The sequence below is a fragment of the Ruminococcus sp. NK3A76 genome (genome assembly GCF_000686125.1).
Taxonomy (GTDB): domain Bacteria; phylum Bacillota; class Clostridia; order Oscillospirales; family Ruminococcaceae; genus NK3A76.
Genome location: NZ_JMMA01000002.1, coordinates 2,226,381 through 2,244,776 on the forward strand (window position 1 = coordinate 2,226,381; position 18,396 = coordinate 2,244,776).

Consider the following 18,396-nt stretch of genomic DNA (forward strand, 5'->3'; position numbering starts at 1 on the left):
CTATATTTTTACAACATCTTCATAAAGAATATACAAGTTGCCGAAATCATTATCGACATGGAAATGCCCGGCGTACCATTTCTTAAAGTCAAGCTCTCTGTAAAGCCATTCAAAGTAGCCGGTAAGCTCTGCGTCGTGCCTGTCGGGTACCAGACCGAGCCTGTGTATGAATGATTCCGGAACGGTATGTGTGAGCACATAATCCACCTTATAGCCAAGGCGTTCGAGGGTGCTTTTAGCGTTGTCGTAATCTTCATTGCCTGGCAGCTCCTGCGGCCACCATGATATACCCTCATATCGGGTTCCCTTATCAACTGAATATGCACCGCCAAAGCAGAAGAAGGAATGCCCCTCAATTTCAAAGCACTCGCCACGCATCAGGTGGAAGATATTCTTTCTGACACGGTGAGCTTTTCCTCCGCAGAACTCCTCGACCGGGTAGGAATACAGCCTGTTGAAGTTCTCGTGATTGCCGTCAACAAATGCTATGGTAAACGGCATAGCCGACAGCGCTTCAAGAGCCTTTTCGCTCTGATAGCTGCCAAGTGTAAACCCGAAGTCGCCGCAGACTATCAGTATATCTCCCTGCGAGATGCCGCATTTATTTATCTTTGGTGTTATATCATTTATATCTCCGTGAGTATCGCCTGTTATGTAGATCATTCTTTCGCCCTCTTTCCATAATATATTATATCACACCTTAAAGAAAATGTACAGAAGAAAAATGCAAGCACCTGTCAGCTTTTCCAAAAAGCGTTACGCACAAAAAAAGAGCCGCAATCTGCGACTCTTTTCACTAATATTCAGTTTTTTTCAAGGCTTGACCAGTGATCCCTTCTTGAGCTTTCCAAGCATGGCGATATTCTGAGCGGCCGTACCTCTATAGGTCTTACCGTACTTGGAGACAAGGTCAGAATTTGCGTAGTATATCTTTGTCCTGTAGTCAAATGAGCTCTTTGCACCGATGGAGTTGAGTGCTGTGACTACCGAGCCGCTGCCTCCGGTGTACTTCTTAAATGTTGTGACTGTGCTTGCAGTTGAAACTGCCTTTGATGCTTCTGTAAGTACGCCGCCAATCACGTTGTCGTTTGTCTTGTATGCAGGCCTTATGAAAACTGTTGCATACTTTATCTCACGGGTGTACTTATGAGCTGCTGTGCCGCTGCCGCCTCTTGTCTCGACTGTTGTTACTGTGCCCTTCTTGCTGTTTACTGCAACAACCAGACCTACATGGCCGTACTTGTTGAGACGGTAGTTTGCATTTATCTTTGTCTTGCCGCCCCATACGATAACGTCACCGGGCTGAGGAGTATTTGTGCGCTTCCAGCCGCTGGGGAGCTTGTTTGACTGATAGTTTGTAGCGTTGCCGCCTACATTGTAACCTACGAGGTATCTGTAGTAAGCCATTACAAGGTCTACACACTGGCAGCCATAGCTTCCGTCTACGTCCTTTGCCCAGCTCTCGCTTGCTCTTGCGTTTATCCACTTGACTGCCTGATCCTTTGTTCTGCTGCTGTCTGCTGCATCAGCCGTGATAGCCGTCTCATTGAAAATACCCTCTGTCACACTGTTGCTGAATGCGCCTGTCATCATTGTTGCTGCCATACCGAGTGCTACTACTGTTGTTGTGATCTTCTTCATCATTCTTGATTCCTCCTGAGAATTTGTTGTGAGGCGTTGCCTCTGGGTTTGTTTTTCCTTCTGTATTAGTTATACCACAGATGATTTTCTGTGTTTTAAGGGGGGGAGGTTTTTTCTCTCGCCCTTTTTTATCCGAGCCGTTTTCCTTGGCTCTGATATAGTTATACCATATCGGGTGAGGAGCGTTTTGAGGGGGGGATAAAAAACTCACCGTCCCGGAAGCTCACTCCCGAAACGGTGGTATTGAAAAACCTATTCAAGCGCTGACAGATACTCGTCTGCCTTTTTCTTTAGCTGACTGGTGTTGTAATACGGCACGACCGCCGAAGTCTCCATGCTATCATCATAGATAAACAGCCGCTCATTCTCGCCGCTGCCGCCCCTTGCCACAAGATCGGGGACAGTGTACTTTATAGTAAACCGCTCTGTGTCTATCACATAGCCTGCACCCGACACCCGAAGCAGCAGGCAGCCGTCGCTCATGCTGTCAAGTGATGCGTAGGCTTCGTTTTCCGCTATTCCCGAAAGGATATCTTTAGAGCCTGCCATATCGAGCTGTATGCTGCCGTCAACAGCGCCGTCTTCACCCAGCCGGTAAAACGCCCCGTCGGCACCGAGGATATAGACCCTCTCGTCATACGCCATGCCCAGTGCAGGCAGAGAACTGAGCCCTGTGATGTCAGTTCTCCTAAGCAGCTCGCCTGTGCCTGCGCTGAAGTATTCGACAAACATACCGCTGTGAAGCACGCCGACTGTGTTGTCATCGAGCCAGAAGGTATTCATTATATCAATGCCCTCTGCCAGCTCGTGGCTCTCGCCGAGCTTTGTCCTTTTGCCGGTCTCGCTGTCGAATACTGCAATGCAGTATTTGCTCTCGCCTCGCACAAACTTATCTTCAAGCAGGCCGAACACTGCCTTTTTCATATCAGGTGAAGGTGAGATGCAGTCAGGATAATCGCCTTCAGTCTGGGAACCAAGGAATATGCTGCCAAGTATCACCCCGTCATCGCCGGGCTCAAATTTCGTTACCTTGCCTGACTTGTCGATGAAGATAAAGCTGTTGCCTCTTTTTTTATACCAGAAAGCATTATCCCCGGCAGACATGACCGTGCCGCTGTTTATATCTTTATCATCCAGTATCTCTTTAGCACTCTTGGCATCAAGGTCAATAAGCAAAAACTTTGTGCTCACCTTTGCCAGTGCCGTGTCATCACCAAGAAAAACAGCTCCGCCAAAGCTGCTTAAGCTGTATTCTGCATCACTGTCAAATGCTCCTTCTATAGCCGAGTATTTCTTCTTGCCGGCATCATAAAGATAAAGGCCGTATGCATATTTTTCCGAGCCCTTGCCGTCTGATATCTTCGCCTTTTCATACACCAGTGCCTTGCTGCCGTCACGGCTGACATCGGTTATCATCTCACGCCTGTTCTGTTCGCCTGTACGGGAAAGCTGCTCACGGTCTTCGTTTTTTATCTTCTTTTGTATCAGGGCTGTTTTGTCATTCCTGCCGACAGTTACATAGCAGCCATTGCAGTATGCCGCCTTATCGATATCTGTACTGAACTCTGATAGCAGCAGTGTGAATTTGTAGTTTTCCTCCTTATTATAAAACGTCAGATATTCATTCCCGTCTGCCGTTATGACACATACAGGCCCGGAATACTGAGCTGTACATTCACATATCCTTGCCCCGGCATCAGATTCATCTATCTTTCTGCCTGTTTCGTGATCAAACTCATAAACCTTTTTCTCAGTGACAACGGTCAGGATATCTGACTTATCATTTGTCTTGTCTTTATCTGTCTTTTTAACATATATCTCGTCGGCATTGTCATAGACTGTCTGCATAAACTTAAGGTCTTTAAGCTCGCTGTCAAAGCAGAATATGTCTATCCTGTATTTCGGGGAGCCCCACACATTTATAACGACAACGCTGTCATCAAAATGCACGAGCTTCATATGATCGCTGTACACTTTGTCCGAGTCGGCATACAGCGTCGGCTGATCCTTGCGGATAGCTGCTTGTTCGCCGTTAATATCATAAACGTATATTTTACCGTCTTTTGCTATGCACATCATATTTTCGGAAGCAAACATTTTTGTATCGGAAAAGACAATGTCGCCCTCATAGCCGCCGTTTATATACACCGTCCTGCTTATCTCACCTGTCTGTGAGTCTATGTACAGCAGATAGGCATTATCACCTGCCGCAGGATACAGAAGATTACCTGCAAGATCATGAACCAGGAAAAACACTCCGTCGTCGGTCACAAAAGCATTGTCAAGAAAGTATTTATCAGTCGGCACATCTGCCTGCCATAACACATCGCCTGTTTCGGGGTCTATCTTGATAACAGTGTTTGTACGGTTTGCCCTGAAAGTCAGGTAGACCTCCTGCTTTTCTGTAGACTCGACTGATTTCCTTCTGACCTTGTCATTAACATAGCCAAGGCCTGAGCCCTGCCATGTTCCAAGAGAATAATTATCTGAATATCTCTCAAACCGTGTCTTCTCGCCCCCATGAGAAGATGTGATGACAAAGTCAAGGGCATTTGAGCCGTATTCATTAAAATAGTCTTTAAATATCTCATCACGGACAGTGTATTTGTGCATAAGCTCGCCTGTCTCTGCGTTCCAGAAATATATGCCCGAGCTGTCGCTTGAAACGACTGTCTTGCCGTCGCAGATGCATTCGAGCCGCTCGACGTTCATATCGTGTACGAGCTTTTTAGCAGGAAGCATCTTTTCATACTCATACAGCCCGAGCTCCTTTGAGAGCGCATACTCTGCCCTTGTGACCGGCGGTATATCATCATCGCCCGACAATGCCTGCCCGGCATACTCCACCGCCTGCAAAAGGTCGCCGCTGTCATACATAAGCAGCGAGCGCTCGGCAAGGTTCTCCTTGTCCTTGACAATAAGGCTCTTGTTGGTCTGTTCAAGCTCCTCGTTTTGCTGCTGTATCTGAGCGTTCTTTGATGATATCGCAACTGCCGACGAAATGCTCACCGCAGCTATCGCAGACAGTGCCGTGAATACCGCTGCCGCACCTATGATATACTTTTTCACCCTTCGTCTTCTCTCACGCTGATACAGGTCATCGAAGCCGCAGCCGAGCATCGTTGCAGCTATCCTGAGATATTCTGTGTCAAGGCGCTTAAGAGATGCCTTCTCGCTCTCAGCAGTTATGTTCGCTGCAAGCGGCTCTATCTCTTTGACAGTCTTGACGGTGTTCCCCTTGCTGTCGGTCGTGATGGTCTCTGCAAACCTTAAGCTGTCCGGGAATGACTGCTCGGGCGTGCCGTTTATCAGCAGGGTCATAATACCGTCTGTCGTGCCGCCGTGGAGCTTTTTGAAATACTCTATCTCTGCCATGCACCATTTTGACTTCTTGTAGTCCTTTGAGCATATGCAGATAAGATACTCAGAGTCACTTAGCGCCTGCTCGATGCCGCTGCCAAGGTCAGGGTCAGACTGAAGCTCTGTCTCGTCACGGAACACCCTGAACCTGCTGCCGCCCTTGCCGGGCTTAAGCGCTTCGAGCTTCTTTTGCAGCCTGTCAGCCACCTTCTTGTCAAAGGGCATATGCCTGTAGCTTATAAAAGCCTTGTATTTGTATCCCATAGCTTACTCCCCTGCTGCCGTGACCTTATAGCCCAGCTTGATAATTAGCTTTATAGTCTCCAGCGCTGTTTTTCTGTCGTATTCCTTTTCGCTTTCGGGCAGCTCGCTGTAAGGAACGAGAAGCGGCGTGGTCTTGCTTGCTGCGTCTTTTGTCTCGCCGTATGTCCACCCCTCTGCCATTCTTCCGGCAGCCCATATATCGTGGACGTTCTGCGCTATCCTTTCAGTCAGGGCTTCAAGCTCACACGGCAGCTCGATGCCGCTCGTATCTATCGGTATCGGCTCATATCTCATAGTATCAAACCTCTTTTTCGTTGCTTATTTATTCAAATAGATTATACACCAAATCACAGCAGCACGTCAAGTATGCCATTTTTGCGTAAAATTATTGACATAAAGATTTTTTTGATGTATAATAAGGAATGACAAAACACCAAAAGGGAGAGATATCTATGAAGAAAACACTGGCAGCTGCACTTGCACTTATAATGGCTCTGGCAGCTTTCACAGGCTGCTCGGACAAAGACAGCAGCTCAGGCAGCAAAAGTGGCAGCTTACCCACATCATCTGCGGCGCAGACCGGCGGCACAGCTGAACCCGTTCCGTCAGACAAGGTGCTTGACGTTATGGGCGCACTGACAGGCGACGGCGGCAGCGAGGTCATAGGCATGACAAAGGAAGACTTTGACAAGGTCACCGACAACAGCTTTACTGAGAAAACCGCAATAGAATACGAAGACGGCGGCGACGGCGATATATATGCAGAGTTCTCACTCGGAAAGTCTGACAGCATTCTCGGCGGCAGGGTCGCTCTCGGCAAGGAGTATGATATTGTTTCCACCCTCAGATTCAAGGGCGGCAAGCTCATAAAATACACTGAAAATATAAGGAATATCGAAAAAGAAGAGGCTGATAAGATAAGCGAGACCTTCCTTAAGGCATTTGACGGCAAGCTGCCTGAGGGGTATGAGCAGGCCACCCCGGTAGAGCACGGCAGCAAACGTGAGGTAGGCTTCACAAAGGGCATACATGACTACTGCATCTCTATGAACCGTGACAAAAACCTCGATGATGAGTATTATTTGACTTTCGCACTTGAAAAATACGACGAAAGATACGGTATGTAACATATTAAGGCAACACAGCAAAGCGGCGCTCACATGATGTGAGCACCGCTTTTTGTTTTATAGCTTTTTTACTATTTCGTTCTGTAATTCGTTTTTTATCTTCATTATCTCAGGACGCAGCTTTTCAACCGTCTGCTTGTGCTCATCGGATACACCATATTTAAAATCCAGAGCATCATTGTTTTTTATATCAAATCCGCATGGGGTGCTTCCGATATATACATAGCCCGTGTATCTTACACTGTCAAACCTGCCGATCATTGCATATATCTCATAGTCATATTCTGCGCCGTCATATTTGATAGGCTCCAGATATTCATCTGAGGGATATACATCAAAAAAGCCGGTGTTATCAAGCTGTATACGCAGGGTGTAATGGCCTGTTGACGGTTTTGTATATGCTAAAGTACATTTACGGCTGCCGTCGGAAAACTCATACGGTGCATAGCTCCAGCCCGACGTACTGTCAAGAGCCTTTTCCTCGTCGATACTGCGAAGACTTATAAGTCCGTCGTAGTATTTTTGGTTATAACCCTTCCACAGGGAAACATCTATCACCTTTGCTATGACTGCAAGTGCCAGCAAAACACAGATGCATATCTTTACCGTTTTATCGCTTATGCGCAGAGGCTTAGCCTGGTCACTGTCAGAAAAAGCTGTGTTCGCTTTCGTTTTTATACTCACTTTCCCTGCACCTCCTTAAGCTCTGTCAGCATATTTTCTATATCTTCGTTCTTTATGCAGTACCAGCGTTTGACAAGCGAGCGTTTTGCTTCATCGGCATTATTTTCCCTGACGGTAAGATATACCTTTGTGTATCCGGGCTCGGTATCATTATAATGGTCAGGTGAGAGGAATAACATATCACCAAAAGAAAGCTCACGGCCTGACTTATCCTCATAGCGCTTGAGTATATCTGCTGTCTTTACCAGAGACTCTCCGTCATCGGTGCTTTCTGACAGCACATTGTCTTCAAAGTATTCCTTCTCGCTGCTGATGCTTACCTTATAATCCTTGTCGGCTTTATCAACAGGCAGGCAGCTTATCCCGAAGCATTCGGTGAGCGCAGCCGCAATGACAGCTGCACCAAGTGCAGCGCAGAGAACAGAGAACACCGCTGCTCTTTTAATGATAAACCGCTTGTTAAAGCCCTTGAACACAAGAACAGCGATATACACTGCAATGCCTGCTATACAGCCGACAGATACTCCCCAGAAGCCCTTCTCAAACAGCATTGCGCTGGCAAACACAGCAGTGCATACAAAAATGACTGCCATAAAGAACACAGCCGCCGGCGGAAATGAGAATATGCTCTTTCTGCTGCGTGAACAGTATACCCTGTATGCCAGAAATACCACAGCAGCGGATATGATAATGTTGACACAGCCGGTGAGCAGCAATGCTGACGGGGTGTACTTGTTCCAGTCTTCCAGGCGAAATAAAAACGAGTAGGTCTCGCCTGCGCCGATGCACGACACATATGCAGGCATCGTACCGCTCGTGCTGACATGAGCGCACTGCATAACCACCCGATACAGCGCTATCGGAAATGCCGTGACGGCTGCTATGCTGATAAACGACACTGTCAGCGCACCCATGTGTGAGCTTGTGAAGACGCTGCATATCAAAGCTGTGGCATCAACAAATATCACGCACACGAGCATCACTATAAAGCAGCTGAACCATTCGCTCACTGCGGCCGAGACATTTATCACAGGCGAGAACACGAGCATTATAAACAGTGTGCCGAGCATAGATATTATATAGGGTATCACCGTAAATGCTATTATCATGCAGAACCTTGCCGAAAACCTGCTGCCGCTGCTCACAGGGAGCGAGAGCGTCACATCTGCGGTCTCAGGCTTGTGGCAGTCATTAAAAAGCTCTGTACACATCAGAACTCCTACCGCCTGCGCTATGATAAATATCACTATCGCAAAGCTCGGCATCTCAAAGCCGGTCATATCGGCAACGTCGAGATCATCGCTCACATAGTACATCAGCGGGATCATCAGGTAAAGCACTGCAAAAGCATACACATAGCCTTTTACTCTGAAAAGCTCTGCCTTTATGATACTAAATAGTTTACTGTTCATCATTTCCCTCCCCGGGGATATCATCTTCCAAGGCTTCGTCGTACTCGTCATATACGTCGGGATCTTCTTCAGCCACAGCATATTCGACCATTCTGTCACCGAAGCGTTCCTTTAATGCCGAGCGCAGCTTCGGTATATCCTCATCATGTATACGAATGTAATATGAGCAGTTATCGTATTCCTGCAGATCAACGTCGCTAATGCCGTCACCGCAGAAAGGATACATCGACACAGCAAGCAGTCTGCACCCCTCAGGCTTGTATAACGGATCCCTCACATGGCCTGTATAGTCATTCAGATCATGTCCGGTAAGCCCTATGAATTCCGAAAAGCTCTTGACTGTCTTGACATCAGCATCGTATTCTGACACTGTTTTGTTGATCTCATCTATATCGTCACGGTAAACGCATTCCATATAGATGCCTGGAACTTCATCTTCTGTTTCCTTATCTTCAAAATGTTGGCAGATATCAAGTGAATAGCCGCCGTTCTTCACCATATACGAAGGGTGTGTGGGATAGCCGAGCCCGTCTGTGAAATACACTACAGCCGACAGCGCCACAAAGCCGCACATGATGCCTGCGAGCCCTGCGAACCAGCGCCCGCACTTTTTTGGCTCAAAGCCATTTCTTTTGAGCAGGAAGCCGTAAACGAGCCCTCCAGCGACAACTGCCGCATAAGGGATATACGCCATTGCTCCTATTGATGCGTATATTATCGCAGCTATACCTGTCAGGCCGATGATGCACATCAGAAAAGGCTTGGCAAAGCGGTTGCAGGTAAGTGTCGCTCTGTCTCTCCTGCGGTAGATAGGATATCCTATCATCATGATACCAAAAGACATAAGGATATTCACACAAAGCCCTATCATCATAGGTGTAAAGCCTGCTTTGTAAATGCCTTCGGTGCGCATCATCTCAAGATCAAGGAGCTGGATACTGTCAAGCCCGAAGCAATAATAAAGCGGATATGCTATAAAAGTATCACGAGCATTTTCAGAGATCTGTGCCGAGCGGAAGATAAGCTCAAGCATCAGCAAAGGCAGCAGAGCCGCAGACCCCACAGCGAACACAGAGGTTATAGCAGCCTCGGCAAAGGAATTGCTCATAACACTGCACAGAAAGCTCATAGCGCCTGTGAGCATTATCACCGACAGCCCTATCATAAAGAATATAAGCGAGCCCCTGACATACACGATAAAGCTATCATGGTGCTCAAATATAAAATAGTCTGACAGCATGGTGCATACGGTCGATACCACGCCGCATATGATAAACGGCAGCACTATGCATCTAAAAAAAACCAGCACCTTTGAGAAATACCGCTCCTTCGCCGTCATAGGCAGCGAGAGCATAATGTCTGACTGGGTGGGGTTGTGCATATCACGGAATATCTTTACCGAGAAAAGCAGGGATATCACACCGACAGCTATATACACTATAGGGTAAACAGTCGGAACACCGAACACATAATCGTGGTCATACATCAGCCCCTCGCTTGCAAAGGAGCATATGAGCACGATGAGCAGGCAGGCGACTATGAATATCTCGTATATCCTTATGCAGACCAGCTTCTCAGCCTTTATATTAGCCTTCATTCTCTGTAATGAAACCTGCATAGCCCCTCGCCTCCATTTCATAGATAAATACTTCTTCGAGAGTAAGCGACACAGCCTCGGTCATTCTCGGTGAAAGAGCCTGAGCACTCTTTACTGCCTGCTCCTCGCCTGCGTGAACTATCATCTGCACCACACTGCCAGTCCTCATCGTCTTGATGAGCCCGGGCACGGCGGCCTTAATGCTGTCATCATCAGGTGCGCTGCCGTCAAATACCAGCTGCAGCTTGCAGAAGCCTGAGGTTATGCTGTCCACCTCATCGCAGAGCACTATCTTTCCGCCGTGGATAAGCATTACTCTGTCGCATATGCCGCTTATCTCGGCTATGTTGTGAGATGACACGATGACGCTCGTGCCGTTGTCGAATATCTCGTCTGTTATCATGTTCTTGACAGCCATTCTCATTGCAGGGTCGAGCCCGTCAAATGCCTCATCGAGCATAAGATACTCAGTCCTGCAGGCAAGAGCGATTATGACTATCGACTGGCGCTTCATGCCCTTTGAATAGGTCGAGAGCTTTTTGTCTATCGGCAGATCAACCTTCGCAAGCAGCCTTTCAAAAGTCTCCTCGCTGAAATTCTTATAGTAGCTCTTGTAGTAGTCCTTAAGCTGCCTGAGCGTGAACGATGTATACTGCACCGTCTCGTCATTTACAAAGAAAATCCTGGCCTTGGCCTCTGCGTTGTCATAGACATTCTCGCCGTCTATGCACACACTGCCCGAGCCCGGCTCGTAAACTCCGCACATACAGCGCATGAGCGTCGATTTGCCTGCGCCGTTCGAGCCTAAAAAGCCGAATACACTGCCCTTTTCGACTTTTAGGTTTATATCATCGAGCACCTTCTTCTCGCCGAGCGAGAGCGAAAGGTCTTTTATCTCTATCATATAGATCCTCCTTTTACATATTCTTTTCAGCCTCGTCTATCAGTTCAGATATACGCTGCCTGTCGATGCCGCCCCTGAGCGCTTCCGTCAGCTTGTCAAGAAGCTCCGTTTCAAGGCGTTTGTGTGCGCTTCCCTGCTGCGTGGCAACAAAGCACCCCCTGCCGGCTGCGGAATATATTATCCCGTCACGCTCGAGCATCGAGTATGCCTTGGCTACAGTGTTGGGGTTAAGGCCAAGCTCCTTTGCGAGCGTCCTCGCACCGGGCAGCTTGTCGTCTTCTCTTAGCAGACCCTTTGCGATATCCGAACACACGCTTTTATATATCTGCTCGTATATCGGTACACGGGATCTGATGTCTATCGTTATCAAAGGCAGTACCCCTCCTTCCTATGCGGTTTTGTTGTCTGCTTTCTCTTTTTCGTTTTGTTTTTCTTTTGGATTCTTAAATCTACTGTACAGTGTATTAAGTGTACTATCTGTCGTAGTACACTTAGAGTATAGCACAGCTTTTTCTGTTTGTCAATACCCTGAAATATATTTTTTCAAAAAAAACAGCACCGCACAAAACCTGTACGATGCTTTATCTACACTATATCATTCACGCCAAGATGAACTATGCTCTCTTTAAGCTCAGCTGTACTCAGCCCCTTCTGCTCACAGGCTGCGAGCGAGTATCTGTCAAAGTGCAGATATGCCCCCGGGAAACCCTCTGCCGAAGTGTCGGCTGTCTTCATGTCGGCAGCTATACCTGTGCCGAGCATTTTGAGGTATGCTTCTTTCATGCACCATATCCCCCGGAATGTCAGCTCCGGGTCGGCAGATGAGTTGATAAGCTCTGTCTCCTGCTGAGTGCATACACGCTTTATCACATTGTTCCTGAGCCTGACCGGGTGCTGGATATCTGCTCCGACCTCACTGTCTGAAAGCGCACATATACAGCCCTCTAAGCAATGGCTTATGTTGAAAAACACACCCGGCACATCTGCAAGATAAGGCTTGCCGTTGTCTTTCACAGCCATGGAAAAGCTCTCTATGCCGTATTCCGCAAAAAGGCCGTATCCAAGCAGCCTGTAGGAGACAGCACACAGAACGCTGTCACTTATATTCTTATATCTTAACGCCTTTTGCCGCCTGTGCGCGGGCAGCATGGCAAGAAGTCTTTCATAAAGCCCGCCTGTTATTTTCTCAGGCTCGTCAAAAAGATATATACGCATATTTATCACCCAAGCTATATTATACCATATCCTGCGGATTTTGCAAGGGCTTTACAAATCATGATAAATGTGATATAGTTATGTAAATATGACGGAGGAGATGATGAGATGACCGACAAGAACAACCTGCCTGAGGAGCTTTACGGTGTGCTTGCAGAGCTTCTAAACCGAAAGAGCAATATCGCTATCCTTGACAGCATAAGGGGCGAATACGGCGTGCTCAACTGTCTTTACGGCCAGGAGGAAGGCGCTTCTGCCGGCGAGCTGTGCGAGAAGCTGCACGTCGTTCCGGGAAGGATAGCTGACATATTAAAGCAGCTCGAAAAAAAGGAGCTTATCCTCAGGCGCAAGGACGACAACGACCGCCGTGTAGTCAGAGCGACAATAACCGACAAGGGCAGGCAGATGCTTGAAGCCAAGCGTGAGCTGATACACAAGGAATACAAGGGAATGTTCGATATCCTCGGCGAGAAGGACGTAAGAGAGCTTATCCGCCTGCTTCGCATAGTTTTGGCCTACTACCCCGAGTATAACGAAACTGACGAAACAAAAACCGAAACGGATTAAATCATATAAAAAGTTTAACCTCCCAACTTTTATAATTGTTGATAAAGTCAATTGATTTTATCAAGTGATTGGTATATAATAAAAGCATAAGAGATGCTTCGCATTACGAAATAAAGTGCCTTTGCATAAAATTTGTTCGTATTGCGAAATAAATGTCAGATCATGAAAAAACACGGAGGTCAACTGATATGCTCAAAAACATCGGCGGGATAGAATATGACTGCTATCCACTAACATCAGCACAGCTATTAAACCTCTCGCTCATCAAGGCAGGCGCTACGGGTGAAGTCGAGAACATCGGATGCGGCAACTATCTTCAAATAGACATGAACATTGCTGCACTGCGTGAAGCGCTCAACCGTGCAGTCGAAAGATGCGAGTCCATGAGGCTCAGGATATGGAGAGACCCTGATACAGGCGAGGAATGGCAGTATGTTGTCCCCTATCAGAACGAGTATTTCGAGTATTATGATTTCTCGGCATGGAACGAGGACAAGGTACACGACGTGCTCAACAAGTGGACATCGCAGCCCTTTGACCTCTACGGCGGCAAGCTGTCAAGAATAGTTATCGTAACTCTGCCTAACGGCTTTAACGGCTTCTACTTCAACGTTCACCACGCCTGCATGGATTCAAGCTCGGTGATAGCTTTCACAAGAGACGTTATCGAGATATACTGCTCGCTCCTTTACAATATGCCCTACCCCAAGCCGATGTCATCATACATCGAGTCGCTTAAGAAGGATATGGCCTACGAGGGCAGCAAGAAGCAGAAGAAGGACGAGGAATACTGGCACAAGCAGCTTGAGCTCCCCGAGCCGATGTACACCGACTACACAGGCCCCGGCAGGCTTATGCAGCTGAGAAAAGAAAACAAGAACAAGAAGCAGCGCTGGGGCGTGCTCGCAAGCTCCGACGGCAAGGGCAACACCATAACCTACGAGGTAGATGTGCCTTCCACAATGAAGATAATGGAGTTTGCAAAGAAATATGAAGTGCCGGTAAGTGCTATAATACTCCACGCTATCAGAACAGTTCTTGCCAAATTCAACAACAACGAGAAGGATATCACGATAAGCGACCTTGTCAGCAGACGCTCGACACTTGCAAACAAAAAGTGCGGCGGCGTAAGGATGCACTGCTTCCCGCTGAGAACTATCATGCCTATGAAGACGACCGTTTTAGAATCTATCCGCATGATAAAGAAGGCTCAGGACGAGATATTCATTCACTCCGACTACGACCCGTTAAAGTGCTTCGGCGACATAGCCGAGAAGTTCGGTGCAGCACCCGGCTCGACATATGCGAGCGTTGACTTCACCTATCAGCCCGGCACACTTGCAGGCATCGGCCAGACGCTCAACGGCATACCCTTCAAGAGCAGATGGTACAGCAGCGGCAAGCAGCCAAAGCCTATGTATATAACAGCTATGCACCGCCCCAACGACGGCGGCCTCAACTTCTACTTCGGCTATCAGACCGAGTGCGCAACGCCTGAGGAGATAGAATTCCTTTACTACTTCACGGGCAGAGTGCTGTTCAGAAGCATTGAGAACCCTGACAAGACACTTAAAGAAATAATAGATATGACCTGATGAAAGGAGAAACAGTTATGTTTGAAAAGATGAAAGAGCTTATCACCCAGTATGTAGAGGTAGACGCCGACAGTATCACAGAGGAATCACGTTTTATAGAGGACTTAGGCTTCAACTCATATGATATCATGTGTATGCTCGGCGATGCTGAGACAGAGTTCGATGTTGACATCGACGAGGAAGCAATAATGAAGTGCAAGACAGTAGGCGACCTGCTCGAATACTTCGGAGGTCAGAAATAATGGAAGAACTAAAGACCCTTAAGCAGCTCGTATACCAGGCGGACGAGCAGTACAACGATGAGATATTCTTAAGCGAATACATCAACAAGCAGTTCCGCAACACATCGTTCCACGAGTTCCGTGTTGCGTGCGACAACATAGCTGTATGGATACAGAAGCACTTTACGGAAAAGACCCACATCGCACTTGTCGGCACTACTTCGTTTGAATATCTGAGCGCATGGTTCGGCGTACAGTGCAGCTGCAATGTATCCGTTCCGCTCGATACCAACAACTCACCTGAAAACATCGCAGACGAGCTTTTCCGCTCTGACAGCAAAATGGTGTTCCTCGATGACAAGCACGTCAAGGACATTCCCCTTTTCAAGGAGAAGTGCCCGGACATAAAATACTTCGTTCATCTTAAAAAGCCTGAAGAAGGTATGCTTTTCTTAGGCGACATAGCAGCAGAATATGCAGGCCAGCAGCCCACAGGTGATGTGACAGAGGACGAGCTCGCAGCTATCCTTTTCACCTCCGGCACGACCGGTGTCAGCAAGGGTGTTATGCTTAGTCACGGCAACTTTATCGACAACACCACCTGCACACCTGATGATGATTACCACGGCATGAAGCTGCTCACAGTGCTGCCGATACACCACGTTTTCTGCTTTACTATCGACATTCTTCACAGCCTCTGGAACGGTGTTACCGTATGCGTAAACGACAACCTTTTCCACATAGCAAAGAACTTAAAGCTCTTTGAGCCTGAATACTGCACCTTCGTGCCTATGATAGCATCTACCATTCTCGGCAAGATGCAGCAGGCAGCAAAGAAGATACCCCTAAAAAGAGTTATTGCCCGTGAGACATTCGGCAAGAACTTAAAGGCTATCTTCTCGGGCGGTGCTTACCTTGCGCCCGACATAATCGAGGGCTTCAAGAAATTCGGCATCGACATAGCTCAGGGCTACGGCATGACCGAGTGCGCTCCGAGAATATGCACAGGTATAGTGGGCTGCCCCAAGCCCGACTCTGTCGGCAAGATAGTAAGAGGCTGCGAGGTAAAGACTGTTGACGGCGAGATATGGGCAAGAAGCAAGTCTGTAATGATGGGCTACTACAAAAACCCTGAGGAGACTGCAAACACCCTCACCCCCGACGGCTGGCTCAAAACAGGCGACCTCGGCTACGCTGATGACGACGGCTACCTTTATATAACAGGCAGAAAGAAGAACCTCATTATCCTCTCAAACGGCGAGAACGTATCCCCTGAGGAGATAGAGAACAAGTTTGCAGCATTCCGCCCGATAAAGGAAATGGTAGTCTACGAGGCAGACCAGGTGATAACCGCACAGATATATCCCGACCCTGACTACAAGTCTAAGGACATTCAGGCTGAGATACGCAAGAAGGTAGATGAGGTAAACAACTCATTCCAGCCTGCAAAGAGGATAGTCAACATAATCTTCCGTGACAAGGAATTTGTCAAGACTGCATCAAGGAAGATAATCCGTGCAAGGATAAACGAGTGATCGGCTATGGAGACAGGATTTATCGTATCTGTAGTACTTAACCTACTCGCATTCGTGCTAATGGTAGTCGGTATCGTGGTGATGCTAAAGGGCATCGACGCTGATGAGCACCTTGCAGCCGACGGCTTAAGGGCTGTGAAATACTTCACCGTGCAGTCAAACTGGCTTTACGGCACCTATGCGCTCGTTTTTGCGATATGTGAGATAGCCTGCGGCTCGGCTGATAAGATACCTGCCGGGTTCTACACGCTCAAATACGTCTTCACAGTCGGTGTGACGCTGACGATGCTCACGGTCATATTCTTTTTGGCGCCGATAGTCGTAAAATCCTACCCCGAGCTTTTCAAGGGGGCTAACCTTTACTATCATCTGCTGATACCTGTGCTCGGCATAGTGTCATTCTGCTTTTTTGAAAAGGACTGTACGCTCAGTGTGAAGCAGACGCTTTACGGCATGATACCCTTTATGCTCTACGGCGTTTATTACTCGATAACCGCCCTTTCACACGCAGAGAACGGTCAGGTCGAGGAAAAGTATGACTGGTACAGATTTTTGGCACACGGCACGAGCAAGGCGATACCTGCAATCGTAGTAATGGTCGCAGCAGCGCTCGGTGTATGCTTCGGGCTGAGGTTTATACATTCATTATAATAATAAGGCTCATATACCGGCGGTATATGGGCTTTTTTATTGACTTTGTCAGGTGAAAGTGATATAATTAATTTAAGGCAACACCGCACAAAGACCGCCTGAAGGCTTTGTACGCAACTTACTTGCATCTTTTCCGTCATATTACACATTTTTTCCTTGAAATACGGTAGTATTCCTTCGGAAAATCTGTGCAATCTGACGAAAAAGCTGACTGCGCAATTTGCGCACAATCTTCGTGCGGTGTTGCCTTAAACTTTTATATAGAAAAGAGGTCTGATAAAAATGTATAGATTCCCTGAGGGCTTGTATGCCGATATACGCATAGAGACTACCGATGATGCACACTACCAGCTGCAAAACGGAGAAGTCAAGCAAAACAGCGAGACATCTGTCACCGGCGCTATAATAAGAGTATACGACGGCAATATGTGGTACACAAGCATTACCAACGATACCGACAGCATACAGCAGGAGCTTGACAGCCTTGCTGAAATAGCCGGCAAAAACGCCGATATCGAAAACGACCCTATGGTAAAGCTCTTTGAAGTTCACAAAGACAAGGTGCTGCGCTTTGAGGGCGAGAAGGATCTCAGAAAGACCACACGCAAGATGCGTGAGGAGCTTGTACAGGGCTATGTTGATGCCTGCATCGACAAGAATGATGAGGATATGAAGCAGTGGTACGGCGGCTACACTCAGACGCACTTTGTAAAGCAGTTTTTCTCTTCCAAGGGTGCTGAGATAGTGCAGGATTATCAGACCTGTGCTATATGGATATGGTATGATTTCGTGATAGACGGCATCAAGTACGACGGCGGAAAGATGATACAGGGCTTTTGCTTTGATGATCTTAAAGGCCACGAGAGCGAGGTAACAGACAAGCGTGACAGAGTTATCGACTATGCAAAGAATGCAGTCGATGTCGAGCCGGGTGACTATGTATGCGTGCTTCACCCGAACGTTACGTCGATGTTCACGCACGAGAGCTTCGGTCACAAGAGCGAGGCAGACCATATGCTCACAGACAAGACATTGCAGGACGAGTGGGTAATGGGCAAAAAGGTCGGCTCAGAACTTGTGAGCATATATGACAGCGGCACTATGGAACACCGTGGCTACATAGCCTATGATGACGAAGGCACAAAGCCGAGAGAAACTTACCTTATAAAAGACGGCGTGCTCTCAGGCAGGCTGCACGATGCAAACTCGGCAGCAGTCTTAGGCGAGGAGCTTACCGGCAATTCAAGAGCGCAGGATTTTGGCTACTCCCCCATTGTGCGTATGACGAACACTGTCATGGCAGCAGGTGAGAGCGACCCTGAGGATATCATCGCAGGTGTCAGCGACGGCATATATGTTTATGATGTTTCCTACGGCACGGGGTCAAGCACATTTACCATGAAGCCCACTATCTGCTACCGCATAAGAGACGGCAGGATAGCCGAGCCGCTGAGAGTAAATGTAGTGACAGGCAGCGTGTTTGAAACGCTCTTTAACATCGACGCTGTAGGCAATGACCTGAAATTCACCGAAACAGGCTGGTGCGGCAAGGGCGGTCAGCGTATGGCGGTATCAATGGCAGGACCGACTATCCGTGTCAGAAAGCTAAATATAAACTAAGGG

Annotated in this window: 17 protein-coding genes; 7 read left to right on the forward strand and 10 right to left on the reverse strand. The window is 47.7% G+C overall.

Annotated elements, in window-relative coordinates:
* The 4 genes from CD05_RS0110320 to CD05_RS0110335 form a co-directional block, all read right to left on the reverse strand.
* Complete coding sequence (locus CD05_RS0110320) at window positions 1-663, reverse strand: metallophosphoesterase (protein WP_028510427.1); 663 nt, start codon at window positions 661-663, stop codon at window positions 1-3.
* Window positions 664-813: 150 nt separating this feature from the next.
* Window positions 814-1,644, reverse strand: a complete 831-nt coding sequence (locus tag CD05_RS19800) for a CHAP domain-containing protein (RefSeq protein WP_051588945.1) — start codon at window positions 1,642-1,644, stop codon at window positions 814-816.
* Window positions 1,645-1,893: 249 nt separating this feature from the next.
* Window positions 1,894-5,265, reverse strand: a complete 3,372-nt coding sequence (locus CD05_RS0110330; protein WP_028510428.1) for a TIR domain-containing protein — start codon at window positions 5,263-5,265, stop codon at window positions 1,894-1,896.
* A gap of 3 nt (window positions 5,266-5,268) precedes the next feature.
* Window positions 5,269-5,559 (reverse strand): RyR domain-containing protein, encoded by a 291-nt coding sequence (locus tag CD05_RS0110335; RefSeq protein ID WP_028510429.1) that lies wholly within the window; start codon window positions 5,557-5,559, stop codon window positions 5,269-5,271.
* 158 nt (window positions 5,560-5,717) lie between these two features.
* On the opposite strand from CD05_RS0110335, the gene CD05_RS0110340 reads away from it, so the two are divergent.
* The gene (locus CD05_RS0110340; protein WP_028510430.1) at window positions 5,718-6,392 is read left to right on the forward strand and encodes a hypothetical protein; all 675 of its coding nucleotides are present in this window, start codon (window positions 5,718-5,720) and stop codon (window positions 6,390-6,392) included.
* A gap of 57 nt (window positions 6,393-6,449) precedes the next feature.
* On the opposite strand, the gene CD05_RS0110345 is transcribed toward CD05_RS0110340, so the two are convergent.
* From CD05_RS0110345 to CD05_RS19805, 6 genes are all read right to left on the reverse strand, one after another.
* A complete protein-coding gene (locus CD05_RS0110345; protein ID WP_028510431.1) occupies window positions 6,450-7,076 on the reverse strand; it encodes a hypothetical protein in 627 nt (208 codons plus the stop codon).
* A complete protein-coding gene (locus CD05_RS0110350) occupies window positions 7,073-8,488 on the reverse strand; it encodes an ABC transporter permease (RefSeq protein ID WP_028510432.1) in 1,416 nt (471 codons plus the stop codon). The genes CD05_RS0110345 and CD05_RS0110350 overlap by 4 nt, the downstream gene beginning before the upstream one ends.
* Window positions 8,478-10,106, reverse strand: coding sequence for an ABC transporter permease (locus tag CD05_RS0110355; protein ID WP_028510433.1), 1,629 nt, complete (start codon window positions 10,104-10,106; stop codon window positions 8,478-8,480). Before CD05_RS0110355 ends, CD05_RS0110350 begins: the two co-directional genes overlap by 11 nt.
* Window positions 10,075-10,989, reverse strand: a complete 915-nt coding sequence (locus CD05_RS0110360; RefSeq protein WP_028510434.1) for an ABC transporter ATP-binding protein — start codon at window positions 10,987-10,989, stop codon at window positions 10,075-10,077. Before CD05_RS0110360 ends, CD05_RS0110355 begins: the two co-directional genes overlap by 32 nt.
* Window positions 10,990-11,002: 13 nt before the next feature.
* Window positions 11,003-11,359 (reverse strand): GntR family transcriptional regulator, encoded by a 357-nt coding sequence (locus CD05_RS0110365; protein WP_028510435.1) that lies wholly within the window; start codon window positions 11,357-11,359, stop codon window positions 11,003-11,005.
* A 215-nt stretch (window positions 11,360-11,574) separates the two neighbouring features.
* A complete protein-coding gene (locus CD05_RS19805; RefSeq protein ID WP_051588946.1) occupies window positions 11,575-12,204 on the reverse strand; it encodes a 4'-phosphopantetheinyl transferase superfamily protein in 630 nt (209 codons plus the stop codon).
* Window positions 12,205-12,312: 108 nt separating this feature from the next.
* Here CD05_RS19805 and CD05_RS18305 point away from each other — a divergent pair, with 108 nt between their 5' ends.
* The 6 genes from CD05_RS18305 to CD05_RS0110400 all read left to right on the forward strand — a co-directional run bounded on the left by CD05_RS18305 (window position 12,313) and on the right by CD05_RS0110400 (window position 18,393).
* On the forward strand, window positions 12,313-12,771 hold the full coding sequence (locus tag CD05_RS18305; RefSeq protein WP_051588947.1) for a MarR family transcriptional regulator: 459 nt from the start codon (window positions 12,313-12,315) through the stop codon (window positions 12,769-12,771).
* Between the two features lie 188 nt (window positions 12,772-12,959).
* On the forward strand, window positions 12,960-14,366 hold the full coding sequence (locus CD05_RS0110380; RefSeq protein ID WP_028510436.1) for a condensation domain-containing protein: 1,407 nt from the start codon (window positions 12,960-12,962) through the stop codon (window positions 14,364-14,366).
* Window positions 14,367-14,383: 17 nt separating this feature from the next.
* Window positions 14,384-14,608 (forward strand): phosphopantetheine-binding protein, encoded by a 225-nt coding sequence (locus tag CD05_RS0110385; RefSeq protein ID WP_028510437.1) that lies wholly within the window; start codon window positions 14,384-14,386, stop codon window positions 14,606-14,608.
* Window positions 14,608-16,122: an AMP-binding protein gene (locus CD05_RS0110390; protein WP_028510438.1), complete on the forward strand. Its 1,515-nt coding sequence runs from the start codon at window positions 14,608-14,610 to the stop codon at window positions 16,120-16,122. The genes CD05_RS0110385 and CD05_RS0110390 overlap by 1 nt, the downstream gene beginning before the upstream one ends.
* Before the next feature lie 6 nt (window positions 16,123-16,128).
* The gene (locus CD05_RS0110395; RefSeq protein WP_028510439.1) at window positions 16,129-16,773 is read left to right on the forward strand and encodes a hypothetical protein; all 645 of its coding nucleotides are present in this window, start codon (window positions 16,129-16,131) and stop codon (window positions 16,771-16,773) included.
* Window positions 16,774-17,055: 282 nt separating this feature from the next.
* Window positions 17,056-18,393 (forward strand): TldD/PmbA family protein, encoded by a 1,338-nt coding sequence (locus CD05_RS0110400; protein ID WP_028510440.1) that lies wholly within the window; start codon window positions 17,056-17,058, stop codon window positions 18,391-18,393.
* Window positions 18,394-18,396 lie beyond the last annotated feature (3 nt).

Coding starts and splice junctions, on each gene's coding strand:
- CD05_RS0110320 (WP_028510427.1), bottom strand. CDS start 663: ATGATCTACATAACAGGCGATACTCACGGAGATATAAATGATATAACA.
- CD05_RS19800 (WP_051588945.1), bottom strand. CDS start 1,644: ATGATGAAGAAGATCACAACAACAGTAGTAGCACTCGGTATGGCAGCA.
- CD05_RS0110330 (WP_028510428.1), bottom strand. CDS start 5,265: ATGGGATACAAATACAAGGCTTTTATAAGCTACAGGCATATGCCCTTT.
- CD05_RS0110335 (WP_028510429.1), bottom strand. CDS start 5,559: ATGAGATATGAGCCGATACCGATAGATACGAGCGGCATCGAGCTGCCG.
- CD05_RS0110340 (WP_028510430.1), top strand. CDS start 5,718: ATGAAGAAAACACTGGCAGCTGCACTTGCACTTATAATGGCTCTGGCA.
- CD05_RS0110350 (WP_028510432.1), bottom strand. CDS start 8,488: ATGAACAGTAAACTATTTAGTATCATAAAGGCAGAGCTTTTCAGAGTA.
- CD05_RS0110355 (WP_028510433.1), bottom strand. CDS start 10,106: ATGCAGGTTTCATTACAGAGAATGAAGGCTAATATAAAGGCTGAGAAG.
- CD05_RS0110360 (WP_028510434.1), bottom strand. CDS start 10,989: ATGATAGAGATAAAAGACCTTTCGCTCTCGCTCGGCGAGAAGAAGGTG.
- CD05_RS19805 (WP_051588946.1), bottom strand. CDS start 12,204: ATGCGTATATATCTTTTTGACGAGCCTGAGAAAATAACAGGCGGGCTT.
- CD05_RS18305 (WP_051588947.1), top strand. CDS start 12,313: ATGACCGACAAGAACAACCTGCCTGAGGAGCTTTACGGTGTGCTTGCA.
- CD05_RS0110380 (WP_028510436.1), top strand. CDS start 12,960: ATGCTCAAAAACATCGGCGGGATAGAATATGACTGCTATCCACTAACA.
- CD05_RS0110385 (WP_028510437.1), top strand. CDS start 14,384: ATGTTTGAAAAGATGAAAGAGCTTATCACCCAGTATGTAGAGGTAGAC.
- CD05_RS0110390 (WP_028510438.1), top strand. CDS start 14,608: ATGGAAGAACTAAAGACCCTTAAGCAGCTCGTATACCAGGCGGACGAG.
- CD05_RS0110395 (WP_028510439.1), top strand. CDS start 16,129: ATGGAGACAGGATTTATCGTATCTGTAGTACTTAACCTACTCGCATTC.
- CD05_RS0110400 (WP_028510440.1), top strand. CDS start 17,056: ATGTATAGATTCCCTGAGGGCTTGTATGCCGATATACGCATAGAGACT.